This window comes from Enterococcus sp. DIV1337a (assembly GCF_051712285.1).
Classification (GTDB): domain Bacteria; phylum Bacillota; class Bacilli; order Lactobacillales; family Enterococcaceae; genus Enterococcus; species Enterococcus faecalis.
The window spans coordinates 931,864-947,663 of sequence record NZ_JBIOOP010000001.1 but is presented as its reverse complement, the minus strand read 5'-3'; the positions used below and the strand labels follow the sequence as shown (position 1 = coordinate 947,663).

At 37.0% G+C, this 15,800-nt stretch carries 16 protein-coding genes and 2 pseudogenes; 3 read left to right on the top strand and 15 right to left on the bottom strand.

What is annotated here, in order from left to right; genetic code table 11:
* Positions 1-11 precede the first annotated feature (11 nt).
* Genes IGL49_RS04675 through IGL49_RS04665 form a run of 3 tightly spaced genes read right to left on the bottom strand, consistent with a single transcriptional unit; the run spans position 12 to position 3,704 of the window.
* Positions 12-1,700, bottom strand: a complete 1,689-nt coding sequence (locus tag IGL49_RS04675; protein WP_104855372.1) for a ribonuclease J — start codon at positions 1,698-1,700, stop codon at positions 12-14.
* 30 nt (positions 1,701-1,730) lie between these two features.
* Entirely contained in the window at positions 1,731-2,603 is an 873-nt protein-coding gene (gene dapA, locus IGL49_RS04670) for a 4-hydroxy-tetrahydrodipicolinate synthase (RefSeq protein ID WP_002361644.1), read from the bottom strand.
* Between the two features lie 33 nt (positions 2,604-2,636).
* The gene (locus IGL49_RS04665) at positions 2,637-3,704 is read right to left on the bottom strand and encodes an aspartate-semialdehyde dehydrogenase (RefSeq protein WP_104855373.1); all 1,068 of its coding nucleotides are present in this window, start codon (positions 3,702-3,704) and stop codon (positions 2,637-2,639) included.
* A gap of 206 nt (positions 3,705-3,910) precedes the next feature.
* Here IGL49_RS04665 and IGL49_RS04660 point away from each other — a divergent pair, with 206 nt between their 5' ends.
* Together IGL49_RS04660 and nfsA are read left to right on the top strand one after the other, a co-directional pair.
* Positions 3,911-4,369 carry an S-ribosylhomocysteine lyase gene (locus IGL49_RS04660; protein ID WP_002357960.1) on the top strand — a complete coding sequence of 153 codons (459 nt, stop codon included), beginning with the start codon at positions 3,911-3,913 and terminating at the stop codon, positions 4,367-4,369.
* Between the two features lie 83 nt (positions 4,370-4,452).
* Positions 4,453-5,187 carry an oxygen-insensitive NADPH nitroreductase gene (gene nfsA / locus IGL49_RS04655; RefSeq protein WP_104855374.1) on the top strand — a complete coding sequence of 245 codons (735 nt, stop codon included), beginning with the start codon at positions 4,453-4,455 and terminating at the stop codon, positions 5,185-5,187.
* A 57-nt stretch (positions 5,188-5,244) separates the two neighbouring features.
* Here the strand turns inward: nfsA and IGL49_RS04650 are convergent, their stop codons facing one another.
* The 8 genes and pseudogenes from IGL49_RS04650 to IGL49_RS04615 form a co-directional block, all read right to left on the bottom strand.
* Positions 5,245-5,493: a YtxH domain-containing protein gene (locus tag IGL49_RS04650; protein ID WP_002357962.1), complete on the bottom strand. Its 249-nt coding sequence runs from the start codon at positions 5,491-5,493 to the stop codon at positions 5,245-5,247.
* A gap of 90 nt (positions 5,494-5,583) precedes the next feature.
* Positions 5,584-6,462: a fructokinase ScrK gene (gene scrK, locus IGL49_RS04645; protein ID WP_104854347.1), complete on the bottom strand. Its 879-nt coding sequence runs from the start codon at positions 6,460-6,462 to the stop codon at positions 5,584-5,586.
* 224 nt (positions 6,463-6,686) lie between these two features.
* Positions 6,687-6,899 carry a hypothetical protein gene (locus IGL49_RS04640; protein WP_104854346.1) on the bottom strand — a complete coding sequence of 71 codons (213 nt, stop codon included), beginning with the start codon at positions 6,897-6,899 and terminating at the stop codon, positions 6,687-6,689.
* On the bottom strand, positions 6,892-7,956 hold the full coding sequence (locus tag IGL49_RS04635) for a DUF916 and DUF3324 domain-containing protein (protein ID WP_104854345.1): 1,065 nt from the start codon (positions 7,954-7,956) through the stop codon (positions 6,892-6,894). The genes IGL49_RS04640 and IGL49_RS04635 overlap by 8 nt, the downstream gene beginning before the upstream one ends.
* Positions 7,957-8,096: 140 nt before the next feature.
* Positions 8,097-8,507, bottom strand: coding sequence for a glycerol-3-phosphate cytidylyltransferase (gene tagD / locus IGL49_RS04630; RefSeq protein WP_174108214.1), 411 nt, complete (start codon positions 8,505-8,507; stop codon positions 8,097-8,099).
* Between the two features lie 59 nt (positions 8,508-8,566).
* On the bottom strand, positions 8,567-9,154 hold the full coding sequence (locus IGL49_RS04625) for a hypothetical protein (RefSeq protein WP_104854343.1): 588 nt from the start codon (positions 9,152-9,154) through the stop codon (positions 8,567-8,569).
* Complete coding sequence (locus tag IGL49_RS04620) at positions 9,155-9,901, bottom strand: WecB/TagA/CpsF family glycosyltransferase (protein WP_104854342.1); 747 nt, start codon at positions 9,899-9,901, stop codon at positions 9,155-9,157.
* Positions 9,891-10,058: pseudogene (locus tag IGL49_RS04615) on the bottom strand (teichoic acid biosynthesis protein TagB); the annotation flags it as partial. The pseudogene IGL49_RS04615 and the gene IGL49_RS04620, both read right to left, overlap by 11 nt.
* Before the next feature lie 115 nt (positions 10,059-10,173).
* On the opposite strand from IGL49_RS04615, the gene IGL49_RS04610 reads away from it, so the two are divergent.
* Entirely contained in the window at positions 10,174-11,463 is a 1,290-nt protein-coding gene (locus IGL49_RS04610) for an ISL3 family transposase (protein WP_104854702.1), read from the top strand.
* A gap of 70 nt (positions 11,464-11,533) precedes the next feature.
* Here the strand turns inward: IGL49_RS04610 and IGL49_RS04605 are convergent.
* The 4 genes and pseudogenes from IGL49_RS04605 to IGL49_RS04590 all read right to left on the bottom strand — a co-directional run.
* A pseudogene (locus IGL49_RS04605) lies at positions 11,534-12,496 on the bottom strand (CDP-glycerol glycerophosphotransferase family protein); the annotation flags it as partial.
* Between the two features lie 315 nt (positions 12,497-12,811).
* Entirely contained in the window at positions 12,812-13,081 is a 270-nt protein-coding gene (locus tag IGL49_RS04600; protein ID WP_002357967.1) for a type B 50S ribosomal protein L31, read from the bottom strand.
* 100 nt (positions 13,082-13,181) lie between these two features.
* Entirely contained in the window at positions 13,182-14,474 is a 1,293-nt protein-coding gene (gene rho / locus IGL49_RS04595; RefSeq protein ID WP_104854340.1) for a transcription termination factor Rho, read from the bottom strand.
* Positions 14,471-15,763: a UDP-N-acetylglucosamine 1-carboxyvinyltransferase gene (locus tag IGL49_RS04590; RefSeq protein WP_104854339.1), complete on the bottom strand. Its 1,293-nt coding sequence runs from the start codon at positions 15,761-15,763 to the stop codon at positions 14,471-14,473. Before IGL49_RS04590 ends, rho begins: the two co-directional genes overlap by 4 nt.
* Positions 15,764-15,800 lie beyond the last annotated feature (37 nt).

The following is a 15,800-nucleotide window of genomic DNA, read 5'->3' as shown; positions in this document are numbered from 1 at the left end:
ATCAGGACGAACTATGCGTTATTTTTGGGCCGCTTGCGTTGCGTCGCTTCCATAATAACTGGTAAGATCACAGGACGACGTTTGGTTTGTTCAAATAAATAACGGCTTAAGTTTTCACGAATTTCTTGTTTCAATTTGCTCCATTCAAAATCGTCACTCTCTAAATGTTTTTCAACAATTTCTGTGACAATATTGCTACTTTCTTTCATTAGATCTTTACTTGTTTTAACGTAAACAAAACCTCTAGAAGTAATTTTAGCTGGTGAAACAATTCGTTTTTCTCGACGATTAATTGTCACGACAGCCACAAAAATGCCATCTTCAGAAAGAATACGACGATCTCGTAAAACGATATTACCAATATCGCCGACACCAATCCCGTCAATCATAATATTTTCGGCCGTTGTGCTACCGGCTACCGACATTCTACCTTTTGTATATTCTAGAATGTCCCCACGACCTGTAATAAAGATATCTTTATAAGGCATGCCAATTTCGTGAGCTAAGTCCGCATGCGCAGCTAACTGGCGGTACTCACCTTGGACAGGAATGAAATATTTTGGTTTCATTAAATTCAACATCAATTGCAAGTCATTCGGATTAGCGTGGCCTGACACACGTAAATTGTCGGAAATTTGCTTCACTGTAGCACCGGCCCGATAGACAATATCCTCTGTTTTAGCAACTGTTGTTTCCATGGCCGTTGTTGGCGTTGTCGTAATATAAACTAAATCGCCTTCTTCAATCCGAACAACACCATGTGTATTATTAGCCATTTTTTGAAGTGACTTAATAGGTTCTCCCATTCGGCCTGTTTCTAAAATTAATAACTGTTCTGGTGCATATTTTTTCATTTCTTTTGGTTTCACTAATAGATCTTCGCTTGGCAATTGTAATTTTTCCAATTTCATCGCCGTCCGAATAATCCGTTCAAAATCTTGGCCTGTCAAAACGACTTTACGACCAGAACGATCAGCGGCATTCAATACTTGTTGGACCCGTTGCAAATTACTTGCCACACATGCCACGATAATTCGTCCTTCCCAATAGCGAATCGTGTCGAACACTTCATCAGCGATTTGGGCTTCGGAAGCAACTTGGGCTGGGTTTTCAGCATTTGATGAATCACTAAGTAGCGCCAAGACGCCTTCTTTACCAATTTCAGCCAAGCGGCCATAATCGGTTTGATACATCTCAATCGCACTTTGATCAAATTTAAAATCACCAGTATAAACAATGTTGCCTTCTTTTGTTTTGATGCTAACGCCAATCGAATCTGGAATGGTGTGCGTTGTTTTAAAGAAGCTCACCGTTGCTTGACCAAAATCAATTTCTGTATGTGGGTCAATCACATGGAAATCTTTAAATTTCTTCGTTTCCGCATGATTGTTGACACTTAGTTTTGCTAGTTCAATCGTTAATTCTGTCCCAAAAACAGGCACTTGAATTTTTGAAAGCAAATACGGTAAGGCCCCAATTGCATCTGCATGGCCATGTGTTAAAAAGACCCCTGCAATTCGTTCACTATTTTCTTCTAAATACGTAAAATCCGGAATGACGACGTCAATTCCTAAAAGTTCGTTCTCTGGATATTGTAATCCACAATCCAGTACAAAAATTTCATCTTCCACTTCAGCAACGTACATATTTTTTCCATTTTCACGAACGCCGCCTAATGGAACGATTTTTATTGTACTCACTCTTTTCACCTCTCTATGATTACACGTTCTTTAAATCTCTAACGTGCGAATAATTCTTTGCTCTTCTTCTGGTGTACAAGCAACTAGAGGTAACCGTAAATTTCCAACAGGAATACCTAAATGATTTAAGGCTGCTTTCACGGGTGCCGGCGAAGGCACTGAAAACAACGCGTTCATTTTTGGTAACAACTGTCGTTGAATTTTAGCCGCTTCCGGCAAGTTCCCCTGCTCCAGCGCTTGATACATCTCATACATTGACGAACCGAAGACATGACTGGCTACCGAAATAACCCCTTGTCCGCCAAGTGCCTTGGTGGCAAAAGCCAACCCGTCTTCTCCAGTATACACTAGAAAGTCTTTTGGCGCTCTTTCAATCAACTCAGTAATTGCATCTAATCCTGCACATTCTTTAATCGCCACAATTTTTTCCAATTGTGCTAAGCGCAAAGTAGTTTCCACTTCTAGACATGCAGCCGTTCTACCAGGAACATTATACAAAATGATTGGTAGTTCACTTGCTTCTGCGATGGTTTTAAAATGTTGATACATGCCTTCTTGATTTGGTTTATTATAATAAGGAACAACCGCCAAAACAGCATCGATACCAGCGATTGTCGCTAACTCTTTCACAAAAGCGACTGAGTCACGTGTATCATTCGTACCAACACCACAAATAATCGGAATACGCCCATCGATTAGTTCAATAATCCGCTGGAATAATTGTAATTCTTCTTCATGAGTTAAAGTGGGTGATTCACCAGTTGTTCCTGCTAAAATAACGCCTTCTGTATGATTGGCCAATAAATAGTCTACCAATTGCGGTAGTTTATCAAAATCTATTTCTCCCGATTCTTGAAACGGCGTAACCATTGCCGTAATAATTGTTGCATTCGTTAAATCCATCCTATTCCCTCCCGAGTATACAATACAAACCTTCTAGTCGTTTTCAGGTACACGAAGCAAATTCATTTCGTGTAGCGTTTCAGCAATTTGGACCGAGTTCCAAGCAGCTCCTTTTAATAGGTTGTCTGATACAATCCATAAATGGAAACCGTTCTTCACGTCAACGTCTTGACGAATACGGCCGACAAATGTTTCTTTCTGATTGACGCTATTTAGCGCTTGTGGATATAGTTGTTCACTTGGCTCATCTTGCAAAATTACACCTGGAGCTTGCGCCATTAATTCTTGGATGGCTGAGACCGATGCATCTGCTTGTTTCACTTCTATATAAACAGATTCAGAATGTCCTGAAATTACCGGAATACGGACACAGGTGGCAACGACTTTTAGCTTGTTGTCCCCCATGATTTTTTTGGTTTCATTTATCATTTTCCATTCTTCGTAGGTATACCCGGCTTCTGAAAAAACATCAATTTGAGGCAACGCATTAAAAGCAATTGGATAATGTTTTTTGTCACTGTCGGCTGGTAAAATTTCAGCTGACCATTCGCTGACAGGTTTTCCCTCTAAAAAATCTTCGGCTTGTTCTTTCAGCTCATTAATTGCACGGATACCTGCACCACTCACAGCTTGATACGTTGAAACGATGATTCGTTCTAAGCCAAACGCTTGCCGAATTGGTTCCAAGGCTACCATCATTTGAATCGTAGAACAATTTGGATTCGCAATGATTCCCTGATGATTTTTTAAGGCTTCCGGGTTCACTTCTGGAACAACTAAAGGAACGTCTTTTGCCATTCTAAAATGGCTAGTGTTGTCAACGACAACAGCTCCACGCTTAACTGCTTCTGGTGCAAACTTTTCGGAAATACTCCCACCAGCACTAAATAACGCTAAATCGATTCCTTCAAATGATTCCGGGACTAATTCTTCCACGATAAGAGGTTGTCCTTTAAACTGAATCGCTTGTCCCGCAGAACGCTTAGATGCCAATAACCTCACGCTGGCAATTGGCAAACTTGTTTCTGCTAACAATTCAATCATTCTTGTCCCGACAGCACCTGTTGCTCCTACCACGGCAACATGATATTCTTTTCCCATATTTTCATACTCCCCTCTTACCTTCTTGTAAAAGCTACTTGTCCTATTTTACCATAGTATTGAAAAAACCTACATAGTCAAAAAAATGATTTTTTTATTTTCCCATGATATTTTAAAACTATTACCTATCAAAGGACTATCCATTGACTTTTGACTTAAATTTGTTATAGTTAAAACGAATTTAATTATAAAGGGAGCGAAATTTCATGGCACGCGTAGAAAGTTTTGAATTAGATCACAACACAGTAAAAGCACCATATGTTCGCCTTGCTGGCACAGAACAAAATGGGGATGCGTTAGTCGAAAAATATGACTTACGTTTCTTACAACCAAACAAAGATGCCCTACCAACAGGCGCATTACACACGTTAGAACATTTATTAGCAGTTAACATGCGTGATGAATTAAAAGGAATCATTGACATTTCGCCAATGGGTTGCCGCACTGGTTTTTATATGATTATGTGGGATCAACATTCACCACAAGAAATCCGTGATGCATTAGTCAACGTTTTAAACAAAGTAATCAATACAGAAGTTGTTCCAGCAGTTTCTGCAAAAGAGTGTGGAAACTACAAAGATCATTCTTTATTTGCAGCGAAAGAATACGCAAAAATCGTCTTAGACCAAGGAATTAGTTTAGATCCATTTGAACGCATTCTGTAATCTTTAGCAATTAAAGACAGAAAAACCCACTATTAAGCTGTGGGTTTTTCTGTTCTCTTTCTTAATTTAAACGGAGGTTTTTTATGAATCAAACAATTGAACAATTACTAAGTCACCGTTCCGTTCGTCATTTTAAAAATCAAGCGTTAACGGACAAGCAGAAACAACAGTTAATTACTGCAGCTCAAGCAGGATCAAGCTCCAATTTTTTACAAGCTTATACAATTATAGAAATCAAAGATCCTGAGCTACGCAGAGAATTGGGACGTTTAGCGAATTGTGAAGACTATGTCGTTAACACTGGTGTGTTCTATGTTTTTGTTGCTGATTTGTATCGTCATGCAACGATTTTGTCAAAAGAGGGGCAATCATTGGAACCCTTAAAAACACCAGAATCATTATTAGTAGCTGCCGTTGATACAACGATTGCTGCGCAGAACATGGCCATTGCGGCTGAATCTATGGATTTAGGGATTTGTTATATTGGCGGCATTCGAAATAACTTAGACACAGTGGCCACACGCTTATCTTTGCCTGAATTAACTGTACCACTTTTTGGATTAACGATTGGTGTACCAGAAACGTTAAATGGCGTAAAGCCACGGATGCCTTTTGAAAATATTTTAAGCGAAAATCACTACCAACCAGACAAATTGACAGATATGCATGCGTATGATGAATTATTAAAAGATTACTATGCTAGCCGCTCAAGTAACGCCCAAACAGCGGATTGGTCACAGAAGTCTTTATCCTATTTTTCTTATAATCGTCGCCCAGAAGTTAAAAATTTCTTGCAAAAACAAGGATTTGATGTCTAAACAAAAGAGTGTGGGCCTATGTTGAAATAACATAGGCCCACACTCTTTTGTTTATTTTTATTTATCTTTACTAAATTTGTCTTTTAAGTCTTCAAAGCCTTCTTTAACTTTATCAGTTAATTTTTCAGCGCCTTCTTTAAGGTCGTCACCGGCATCACGTGCTTTGTCTTTTACGTCAGCAAAGGTTGATTGAGCTTTTCCTTCAAGTTCTTTGCCTTTATCATCCGTAACTTTGCCTTGCGCTTCTTTTGCAGTGCCCTCTACTTTATCTTTTGCATCGTCAAAACGTCCTTTTAAATCTGCCATGCTAATCCCTCCTAAATAATTAATTACATAATAAGAGTATCATTCTTAGCCGTTTCCTTCAAATATAATGCATGAACTGCGAATAAATGGTTATTTTTGAGCCATTAAAGCTTTTTTTGCCAACGCAAAGCAACCAATTGTTCCTGGATTATCTTCTAAAAGAGGCGTCACCAGGTATTTTTCTAACGGCGGTGTTTCCACGTATCCATTGACTAATTCAGCAAATTTTTCACGAACTTTCGGCATCAAATGACGTTGTTTCATGACACCGCCGCCTAAAATGATCACTTCTGGCGCTAATAATAAAGTAGTATTGTACGCCGCTTGCGCTAAATAATAAGCTTCTAGTTCCCAAGTTTGGTGATCCTCTTCCAATAAGTGACCTTTTTTACCGGAACGGCCTTCAACTGCGGGTCCTGCTGCAATCCCTTCCAAACAATCTCCATGATAAGGACAATTTCCTGCATACGTATCTTCAGGATGACGACGGACTATCGCATGCCCCATTTCTGGATGGCTAAATCCTTCAATAAACTCACCGTTTTGAATCGCTCCAGCGCCAACACCAGTTCCAATTGTATAATATACACAACTAGATGTATGTTGCCCATTTCCAGCAACATACTCACCATATGCCGCAGCATTCACATCCGTTGTCCAAGCCATTGGCACATCAAAATGTTGTTTCATAGTTCCTAACAAGTCAAAGTTACGCCAAGCTAATTTTGGTGTAGAAGTGATATAACCATACGTAGGAGAATCAACGTGAATATCAATCGGACCAAACGAACCAATCCCAATTGCTTTTAAAGGATATTGTTGGAAAAATTCTATTACTTTTTTCATTGTTGCTTCTGGGGTTGTTGTGGGAAAACTAATACGTTCCACGATGGTCAAATCATCTGTCCCAACGCCACATACAAATTTTGTGCCACCGGCTTCGATACTTCCTAAAAGTTTTTCTGTCATTACAATATGCTCCTTCGTTTCCATTTTATAAGTAAGCGGATACATTACTTTTGATTAAATAACTAACATACACGTTTAGTTTACCACTTTTTTTTCGTTTCGACAGAACAATTTAACAATTTCAGTCAGGTTGCCCAATGAAATCTGGCAAGTTGCTAAGAACATTTTCCTAAAACAAAAAACGAACATTCACGGTTATCTAACAATGAATGCTCGTTTTTTGTTTATTGATTCTTGAGCGAAAAATATAACAATAGTCCGATTGTAACCCACCCACCACTAAGTAAAAGCATTAACCAACTCAAAAGCGTTTCTTTTAAAATACTTCTTGGTTCTTTTGCATGCTGAATAAAACTCATACTAGTCAGCAAAGAAAAGAGGAAAAACATAAAACAAATGACCGCTAAACCGCCAGACAACCAAAACCAACTAGCCATTATTCTCACTCTCCTTTTCGCTTGTTTTTTGATAATTATTGCGCCAAATGACACTACAAATTGCCCCGATTGTGATTACTAACAACGTGTAGAAAGTCGGTAACCACCATGTAGGTAGGACCCATTTGACCGTAGCTTCTTGATTCAATTTTTTTGCTTCACGAGTGTTAATCGTAAATTCTTGTTGAAAAGGCCAAGACTGTTGTTCATCTTGTTGTAAAATAGCACGTCCTGTAAAAATATAAGTCCCAGCATCTAGCGGGTGTTTGCCCAAATCAAGATGAAAATTCATGGAACTATTCGGGGCAAAGCGGACATTTTTTAGTGTCCGTTGTGCAATTTTTTTAGAGGATCCTTTTTTTACCACTTGACCTTCTAAACGAACTTCTGGAAAAATAGCAGCATACGGATTTTGAATGACTGCCTTTAGTGATTTGACCCCTAGAGCAATTGTAGGGGTTACTTTCGCTAATTTCAGTTGGTTCATCTCTGTTAAAGGAACATTCTCAGCACTCCTCATAGCAATCGCAACATTAAACCCATAGCGACTGCTTAATCCCGTTGTTTGGGTCTTTTCTTCTGTATTTTCATCTTTAAGATGCGCGTAAACTCCACCTAAAATAACTCCTTTAATAGGCTGATCAAGTCCCTTCACCTTCATCTTTGCTGATACTGTTTGATGAGGAGGCACACTCACTTCCTTGTTTTCTAAAGTAACTAGGTCTGTCAGCGGAACCTTTAACGATGAATCAAGTGGTTTATCAAAATCATTGTATACAATCAATCCATTATCATTTGTTGATGCATTTGCTAGAGTCAATACGACGGACAATTTTTCGTCTGTCTTATTTTTTATGTCTAAGGCAATAGTGGAAGATTGCTTTGGTGCCACAATTAAATCATAATAACTAGATGTTCCTGATACTTGATTTTCTGGCAAAACAGGCGTTACTGTAAATTTAGTCTTCATTTCTTCTGTCGCTTCTACTTTTGGAACAATAATAAAAAATGTGAAAAATAGAAATAGACAGAAAACACCGACTTTTTTTCTACTCATTTCTTCAAAATCTCCTTTATAAAGCTGAATGTACTTACTAGTCTAACAAACCAGCGAAACAATGATGATCAATCTTTGACCTTTGGGAAGGATAATCTTGAAAAAAAGTCTCCTTGGAAAATAGCAAGGAGACTTTTTTATTATTCACTATAATATAATTCTTTTTTTATCTGTGTAGTTGATACTTCTGGCGTTCGTGGCAAATAAAGGACCGTTGCAGTTGTTTCAACTTCTAGAAAATCAAAAGCCCCACGCCAATCGTCGCCCATTACTAACGTATCAATTTTAAATTCAACAATATCGGAAACTTTTTGTTCCCAACTAGTTTCAGGAATAACTAAATCAACATAACGAATTGCCTCTAATAATTGTTTACGTTTTTCATATGAAAAATAACTTTGTTTCTTTTTTTCTAAATTAAAAGCATCTGTTGAAAGTCCAACAATCAGGTAGTCCCCTTGTTGTTTCGCTTTTTTCAACAAATTAATATGACCATAGTGCAGGAGGTCAAATGTGCCGTAAGTAAGTATTTTTTTCATAAAAACCTCCATTTGTACTTTGATATTTCTTCGTTAATTATCAATTTTTGTGAATAGAAAAAAGGCTACTTTTAATCGACTTTGATGGTTTTTCGATCAAATTTTTTATTTTCTGTAGTAGTATAGATTAGTAATAACTTACTCAGAGATTTTATAGAGAAAGACGTTGTTGTAGCTTTTTTTAATTGCTTTAACTGCTTTTGCAATTTCAACGGATTTTTATCTTTTAATAATTTAATTTTCGTTAAACGAAAAATGTGTTCCTGATGCTCAAATGAACGTTCAACATCTGAATGACTAAAACGAAGATATTCTGAAAGCACCTCTTGATTTACAGCAACTTTTCCTTTTGGTAAAAACCATTCTTTTCCATTTTGATCTATTAGATGCCGCTCGCTTTGATTTGAAATAACAATTTCTTTATCGTCTTCAAAAAGATACGAAAAAAGCATTGCTTTTTTTATAATTATGTACTCAGTTACTTCATATGAAGACAATTTTCTTAATTCTTCTATCAAACTATTCCATTGATTATTTTGAACAAATTCACTTAGTTTGTGAATAGGTGGTACTCGTAAAATGAACTTCTCATCTTTCTCTATTTTCACGATATAAAAAGTTGTATCTACGTCATTTTCCCAAATAAACAAAATAATCATTTACTGCCCCCTAGACTTGTTGTTCCGATACTTAATAGTCAAATAAATATATTTAGGAATTTGCATTAACCGATCGTATCTCTTCATTGTCAAACAACGATATAACCATTCCAAATTGTGATTTATATAAAATTCAGGCGCTCTTTTTACGGATCCAGCTAATACGTCAAAAGTACCGCCTACGTCTAAAAACACATTAGCTGTCAGCTGATCAATGGTTTGTTCCAAAAAAATCTCTTGTTTCGGTGAACCTAATGCTACAAAGACAAACCTTGGTTCAGCTTTGTTAATTTGTTCCACAATTTCTTGCTGTTTTTTCTTCGTATAACCATGTAAAATACCGCTAATAACAATCCCTGGATATTGTTGCTGAATATTTTCAGCTGCTGCTTCAACTACTTCTTGCTTTGCACCATACAAGAAGATTCGTTCCTCATGTTGATTCGCATACTCTAAAAAATTATCCATGACATCAATTCCTGTAACTCTTTCACGAATAGACCCACCCATTAGTTTCGATGCCTTGACCACACCTATCCCATCTGCAATCCGATGAGTTGCTCTTTTCAAATATAACTTAACTTCTAGATATTCAAATGCCAACAACGAAATCTGTGGATTAACGCTAGTCACAATCATTTTCTCTTTAGCTTTGAGATAACTTTCTAAGTCATCCATAATTTCTTGATGTGTTAATACGTCAACTGGTAATCCCCCAATATATTCAGTGCGTACCTTATTTTTCACAAAATCCCCCCAAGATTCTCTCTACCAACTCCACTATTTTATTAATGGTGTCTTTTGACTGATATTGATTCCATTCTTCGTTAATTCTAGCAATATTGTTTTTATAACTATTTATTGAAAAATTTGCCAATGCTACTACCAACTGTTTTTCATTTTGGCTCTATACTTTCTGATGTTGGTATTTTTACCAACATCTTTTTTGATTCACAAAAAAGACACCTTGAAATCCTGTAGAATTAAAGTCGCTGAACCCGTTCTAAGGAGGAATCAAGATGTCCTATACTGAGCTTATCAAAGAAACCCTAAATATTCTAGACCTAAATGTTACTTTTGAAGAAAATTGTTTGCGAAAAGAAAAAATAAATGGACAAATTTGTAAAGTTTATACAGGAAAATTAACCTATTCTGCAGATTCCTGTGAACATTGTAAAAGTAATTCCACGATTATTCGCTGGGGAATGACAACCGTTCGGTTGTTACTGAATGAAGTCGCAGAATTCAAAACGTATCTGGAATTGAGAAAACAACGGTTTAAATGTCATGCGTGCCAAAGGACCTTTGTTGCAGATACAAGTATTGCAGAAAAACACTGTTTCATTAGTCAATCTGTCAAATGGGCCATTACTACACGTTTGAAAGAAAATACTTCCATGACAGGCATCGCTCGCCAAAAAAATGTGTCTGTTTCTTCTGTTTATCGTGTGCTGAAACGCTTTTACCAACCGATGAATCCCTTTAAAACAACCTTACCAACGGTTCTTCACTTTGATGAATTTAAATCCGTTCGTCAGGTTTCTGGCGCCATGAGTTTTATCATTTTAAATGGGCAAACAAGAAAATTATTTGATATTGTTGAAAACCGACAACTGTCTTATTTAGAACGTTATTTTACTCGTTTTCCACTATCTGTGCGGGAAAACGTCCAATTTATTGTCATTGATATGTACGCACCTTACGTTTCTCTCGTGAAAAAATGTTTCCCTAAAGCGAAGCTCATCATTGATCGCTTCCATATCGTTCAACACATCGGTCGGACCTTTCGAAACCATCGAATCACTTGGACAAATCATCTATTAAAAAGTTCAAGTTTGGCTGAAAAACGCCAAGGAAAACAACTCAAAAAATACTGGAAATTATTACAAAAAAATCAAGAGAAGTTGGATAGTTTGAACCGCCGTTGGCGCCCTTCGTTTAAAACGTATTTAACCGAAACAGAGCTTGTGGACAGGCTGCTTTCCTATAGCGTTGAGTTAACACAAGGCTACACATTGTACCAAGACTTTTTGTATGCCGTTCACAAACGCAACCAAACGTATTTTGATGCCTTGCTTACGCAAAATATTTCTCACTTGCCAACTACTTATCAAACAACTATACGAACCTTTAAAAAATACCAAAAGCAAATTCATCATGCCTTGAATTCTTCTTATTCGAATGGACAATTGGAGTGTCTAAATAATCATATCAAAGTGTTAAAGCGGAATGCCTATGGTTTTCGTAACTTTTATAATTTCAAATTACGTATTTTCGTCCAACAAGGACAAGCTATACAAACCAAATAAAAAAATCCAGAGGATTTTCTCCTCTGGACTCGACATAATTCTACAATTTCTCTTTACCAACATTATTTGACAAAGAGCCTTCATTTTTAACTAACGGTCCCGGTAAATATTCAAAAAAATCGGGCACAATTCCAGGATTTGATGCATATTTTTCTAAATCTGGACAAAAAAATAAGATGTTCGGTTGCTCTTTAACATGCATGTATTCAAAGACCACACTCGAATAATCAGTAATCAAGTAGTCTATTTCACTAAAGCTTTCAAAAATATGCTTTTTCCAAATAGAAACATTTCTCGGTAGTTCAATGGCATCTAACTGGATTGATGGATGTAATTTCATATAAAAATGAAATTTTGGCATAGCAGAAAAAGCCCTTATTGCTTGATTTATCACAAGCATCATTTCGTTCGATCCCTCTCGATAAGTTGGTGCATATAAAATTTTGTTGTTCTGATTTGTTTCTCCTATCTCTAATTTTTCAAGATAAGCAAGACGTGGCGAACCAAAATGACAAAATTGAGCATTCTCGAGACGATAATTGTTTCTAAAAATAGCTTCCATTTTTAGTGAATTAACGATAAAATAATTCATTTTATCATAAACTTTTTGAAACCTGATTTGATCCTTGCGACTTCTTTGATTCGTATGATAAGCGCCCCAGCCAAACTGTTTTAAAGCCCCATTAGCATGCCATAACTGGATAACTACTTGCTCGTTTTTTAAAATTGCCAATTCTGGAAAATAATTATCTACAAAAATTAGCGGTGCTGACTTCAAATATGAAATCGCCGTTGTAATCAACAAATTCTTCTTATCAAAAAGTATCGTCTTTATGCCTTTTTGTTTTAAGGATGCTGCATATGATTGACAATTTTTTGTATAAAGTACTATTATCATTCCGTGATAGTGTTGTTCTAATTGTTCAATTAAATGTCCATCATTTCTTGGGAAACTCATTATGTACACAATTTTTACTTTTTTATGCTTGTATGGTCTCCGTCTTAATACTGTCAAGTACAATTGTTTTAACACTTCTATATCCTTTCACAACCAATCGTTTTCTTAAAAAAAGAGATGATCAAAGTCTTTAAAAAGAAAAAGCTTACATATAAACTTATTAAAACAAATTATACATTAAAGATTCTAAAAAGACAATTGCACTTTACAATATGTATACTATCCAAATAATTTAAATTATACGATATACGGACTAGCTATACTTTCAATTAAATAAAATAATATTTAACTAATTTCCTGAATAGAAAATGCCTATCCAACGCAAAAAAAGAGATTTTCCACCACAGTGGAAAATCTCTATAAACCTTGTCATAACAATGTTTTGAAAGACTATGCGTCTGGATTTGCGTTTTCGTCTTTGAGACCGTATTTTTTGTTGAAACGGTCCACACGTCCGTCGGCTTGTGTGAATTTTTGACGACCAGTGTAGAATGGGTGTGAGTCTGAAGTAACCTCAACACGTAATAATGGATAAGTGTTGCCATCTTCCCATTCAACAGTTTCTGAAGATCCTTTAGTTGAACCTGAAAGGAATTTGAAACCAGTTGTTGAATCCATGAATACTACTGGTTGGTAATTTGGATGGATATCTTGTTTCATACGTTTTTTTCGCTCCTTTGCCCTGATCCATTTGCTGTATCAGAGTTATTTTGTCGGTATACAACAATGCTATCTTACCATGTTTTCAGCTGGTATGCAATTATCTTTTTGGATTTCTTTTAATTTGTTTACCAAACGAAACATCATGAAAAACTTCAAATAATTGTTGATTATTTTGGGTCCGTTTTAACATTTTTATGAATTGATCCGTATATTCCAGCGAGTCTCCCAACATATTGTTTCTCAATTTCCACGTTTCCTCTAGTTGTTCTGGTGTCATTAACAGCTCTTCTTTTCGCGTACTTGATTTTTTAATATCAATTGCTGGGAAAATACGGCGCTCTGCTAATTCACGAGATAGATGGAGCTCCATATTGCCTGTGCCTTTGAATTCTTCATAGATAACATCATCCATTCGGCTACCTGTATCGACCAAGGCTGTGGCTAAAATAGTTAAACTGCCTCCTTCTTCGATATTTCTGGCAGCACCAAAAAATCGTTTAGGTTTGAAAAATGCAGCTGGATCTATTCCGCCACTTAAGGTTCGACCACTAGGCGGGACCACTAAGTTATAGGCCCGTGCTAAACGAGTGATGCTGTCCATTAAAATAACTACGTCTCGTTTGTCTTCAACTAAGCGCATTGCTCGATCCAGAACCAATTCAGCAACTCGCGTATGATTTTGTGGTTGTTGATCAAAAGTTGAAGAAACCACATCTCCTTTAACGCTTCGCTCTAAATCAGTCACTTCTTCAGGACGCTCGTCAATTAATAACAGAATCAATTCCACCTCAGGATGATTTTCTGTAATTCCATTAGCAATTTCCTTTAAAACACTTGTTTTTCCTGCTTTTGGCGGAGCTACAATTAAACCACGCTGCCCAAAACCAATTGGGGCAAATACATCAATCATTCGTGTTGATAATCTGCCAGCTGTGGTTTCTAACGTTAATTGTTTTTCAGGATACAACGGTGTTAGTGCGGGAAAATGTGGTCGCTCTTTCGCTTCTTCAGGATCTTTCCCATTGACACTTTCAACATGCATGAGTCCATAGTAACGTTCTGATTCCTTTGGCGGACGCGCCTTGCCAGCTACTTTGTCCCCATTTCTCAATCCAAAACGACGAATTTGAGAAGAAGAAATATAAATGTCTTCTGCACTTGGTCCATAATTAATTGGCCGTAAAAAGCCATAACCATCCTGAGAAACAATATCTAAAATCCCTTCCATGAAGAAAAACCCTTGCTTCTCAGCTTGTGCGCGAATCACAGCTAAAGACAATTCTTTTTTGTTCATTTGGCTATAATAAGGAATTTTAAACTCTTTCGCGTACGCATAAATATCTTTTAACGTACTGTTTTCCAATTCAGCCATTGTTAAATAGTCGCTCATTGATCCACCTCAAACGGACCTTCTTGATCTTCGGTTTCTAGCATTTGAATATCGGCACCTAAAGCAGTTAACTTTTCGATAATATGGTCGTATCCACGTAAAATATATTCTACATTATAAATTGTGGTCGTGCCTTCAGCCATCAAGCCGGCAGTGACTAAGCAAGCGCCAGCCCGTAAATCAGAGGCAACTACTTCTGCACCATGCAAATGATTTGGACCATTTAAGATAATCATATTGCCTTCAACTGAAGCATCAGCCCCCATCCGTACCAACTCAGGAATATGCTTATTTCGTTGAGCATAAATGGTATCGATAATTTCACCAGTTCCTTGCGCTTTTAAAAGTAATGGCGTTAAAGGTTGCTGTAAGTCTGTAGCAAAACCAGGATATGGATAGGTTTTCACCGTCGTCATTTTCAGATCATGTGACGGATGAACTTCAATCATGTCTTCTTCAATTGTCATCTTAACGCCCATTTCTTGCAATTTCGCAATGAAGCTTTCTAAATGCTCATAAATAACATTTCGAACTTTGATTCCTTCACCCATAGCTGCTGCCATAGCTAAATAAGTCCCAGCTTCAATTCGATCTGGAATAATCGAGTGACGACAGCCATGTAATTCTTCGACACCTTCGATTCGAATAACGTCCGTTCCAGCTCCTCGAACTTTTGCACCCATGTTATTTAATAATGTAGCAATATCAATAATTTCTGGCTCACGCGCAGCATTTTCAATAATCGTTTTGCCTTTCGCTTTGACTGCGGCTAACATGACATTGATTGTAGCGCCAATAGACACCATATCCATGAAAATTCGTGTTCCTTGTAAGCCATCATCGTCTGTTCTCAAGTACATCGCCCCATGTTCGTTGGTAACATGAGCGCCTAATGCTTCAAATCCTTTGATATGTAAATCAATTGGACGAGGTCCTAAGTAACAACCGCCAGGTAAACCGACAACACCTTCCCCAAATCGACCAAGAAGTGAGCCCATAAAATAATAGGACGCACGTAAGCTATTGATTTTTCCTTTTGGCATTGGCACAGAAACAACTTCTGTTGGGTCAATAATTAATGTATTATTTTCAAAAGTAATTTTAGCACCCATAATTTCTAAAATTTCAATTAATGAGTGAACATCCTGAATATCAGGAACGCCATCTAAAGTCACGGGCGAATCTGCTAAAATAGCAGCTGGAATTAAAGCGACTACACTATTTTTGGCGCCGCTAATGGTTACTTCGCCCTTTAATGGACGATTCCCATTGATTACGATTTTTTTCATTTATATTCTCACCTATCTATAATATACGTTTTCTAAA

Excerpts from the sequence above, each read along its gene's own strand:
- dapA (WP_002361644.1), bottom strand. The coding sequence starts at position 2,603 with ATGGATTTAACGAATGCAACAATTATTACGGCAATGGTTACGCCGTTT.
- IGL49_RS04665 (WP_104855373.1), bottom strand. The coding sequence starts at position 3,704 with ATGGGAAAAGAATATCATGTTGCCGTGGTAGGAGCAACAGGTGCTGTC.
- IGL49_RS04660 (WP_002357960.1), top strand. The coding sequence starts at position 3,911 with ATGGCACGCGTAGAAAGTTTTGAATTAGATCACAACACAGTAAAAGCA.
- nfsA (WP_104855374.1), top strand. The coding sequence starts at position 4,453 with ATGAATCAAACAATTGAACAATTACTAAGTCACCGTTCCGTTCGTCAT.
- IGL49_RS04650 (WP_002357962.1), bottom strand. The coding sequence starts at position 5,493 with ATGGCAGATTTAAAAGGACGTTTTGACGATGCAAAAGATAAAGTAGAG.
- scrK (WP_104854347.1), bottom strand. The coding sequence starts at position 6,462 with ATGACAGAAAAACTTTTAGGAAGTATCGAAGCCGGTGGCACAAAATTT.
- IGL49_RS04640 (WP_104854346.1), bottom strand. The coding sequence starts at position 6,899 with ATGGCTAGTTGGTTTTGGTTGTCTGGCGGTTTAGCGGTCATTTGTTTT.
- IGL49_RS04635 (WP_104854345.1), bottom strand. The coding sequence starts at position 7,956 with ATGAGTAGAAAAAAAGTCGGTGTTTTCTGTCTATTTCTATTTTTCACA.
- tagD (WP_174108214.1), bottom strand. The coding sequence starts at position 8,507 with ATGGAGGTTTTTATGAAAAAAATACTTACTTACGGCACATTTGACCTC.
- IGL49_RS04625 (WP_104854343.1), bottom strand. The coding sequence starts at position 9,154 with ATGATTATTTTGTTTATTTGGGAAAATGACGTAGATACAACTTTTTAT.
- IGL49_RS04610 (WP_104854702.1), top strand. The coding sequence starts at position 10,174 with ATGTCCTATACTGAGCTTATCAAAGAAACCCTAAATATTCTAGACCTA.
- IGL49_RS04600 (WP_002357967.1), bottom strand. The coding sequence starts at position 13,081 with ATGAAACAAGATATCCATCCAAATTACCAACCAGTAGTATTCATGGAT.
- rho (WP_104854340.1), bottom strand. The coding sequence starts at position 14,474 with ATGAGCGACTATTTAACAATGGCTGAATTGGAAAACAGTACGTTAAAA.
- IGL49_RS04590 (WP_104854339.1), bottom strand. The coding sequence starts at position 15,763 with ATGAAAAAAATCGTAATCAATGGGAATCGTCCATTAAAGGGCGAAGTA.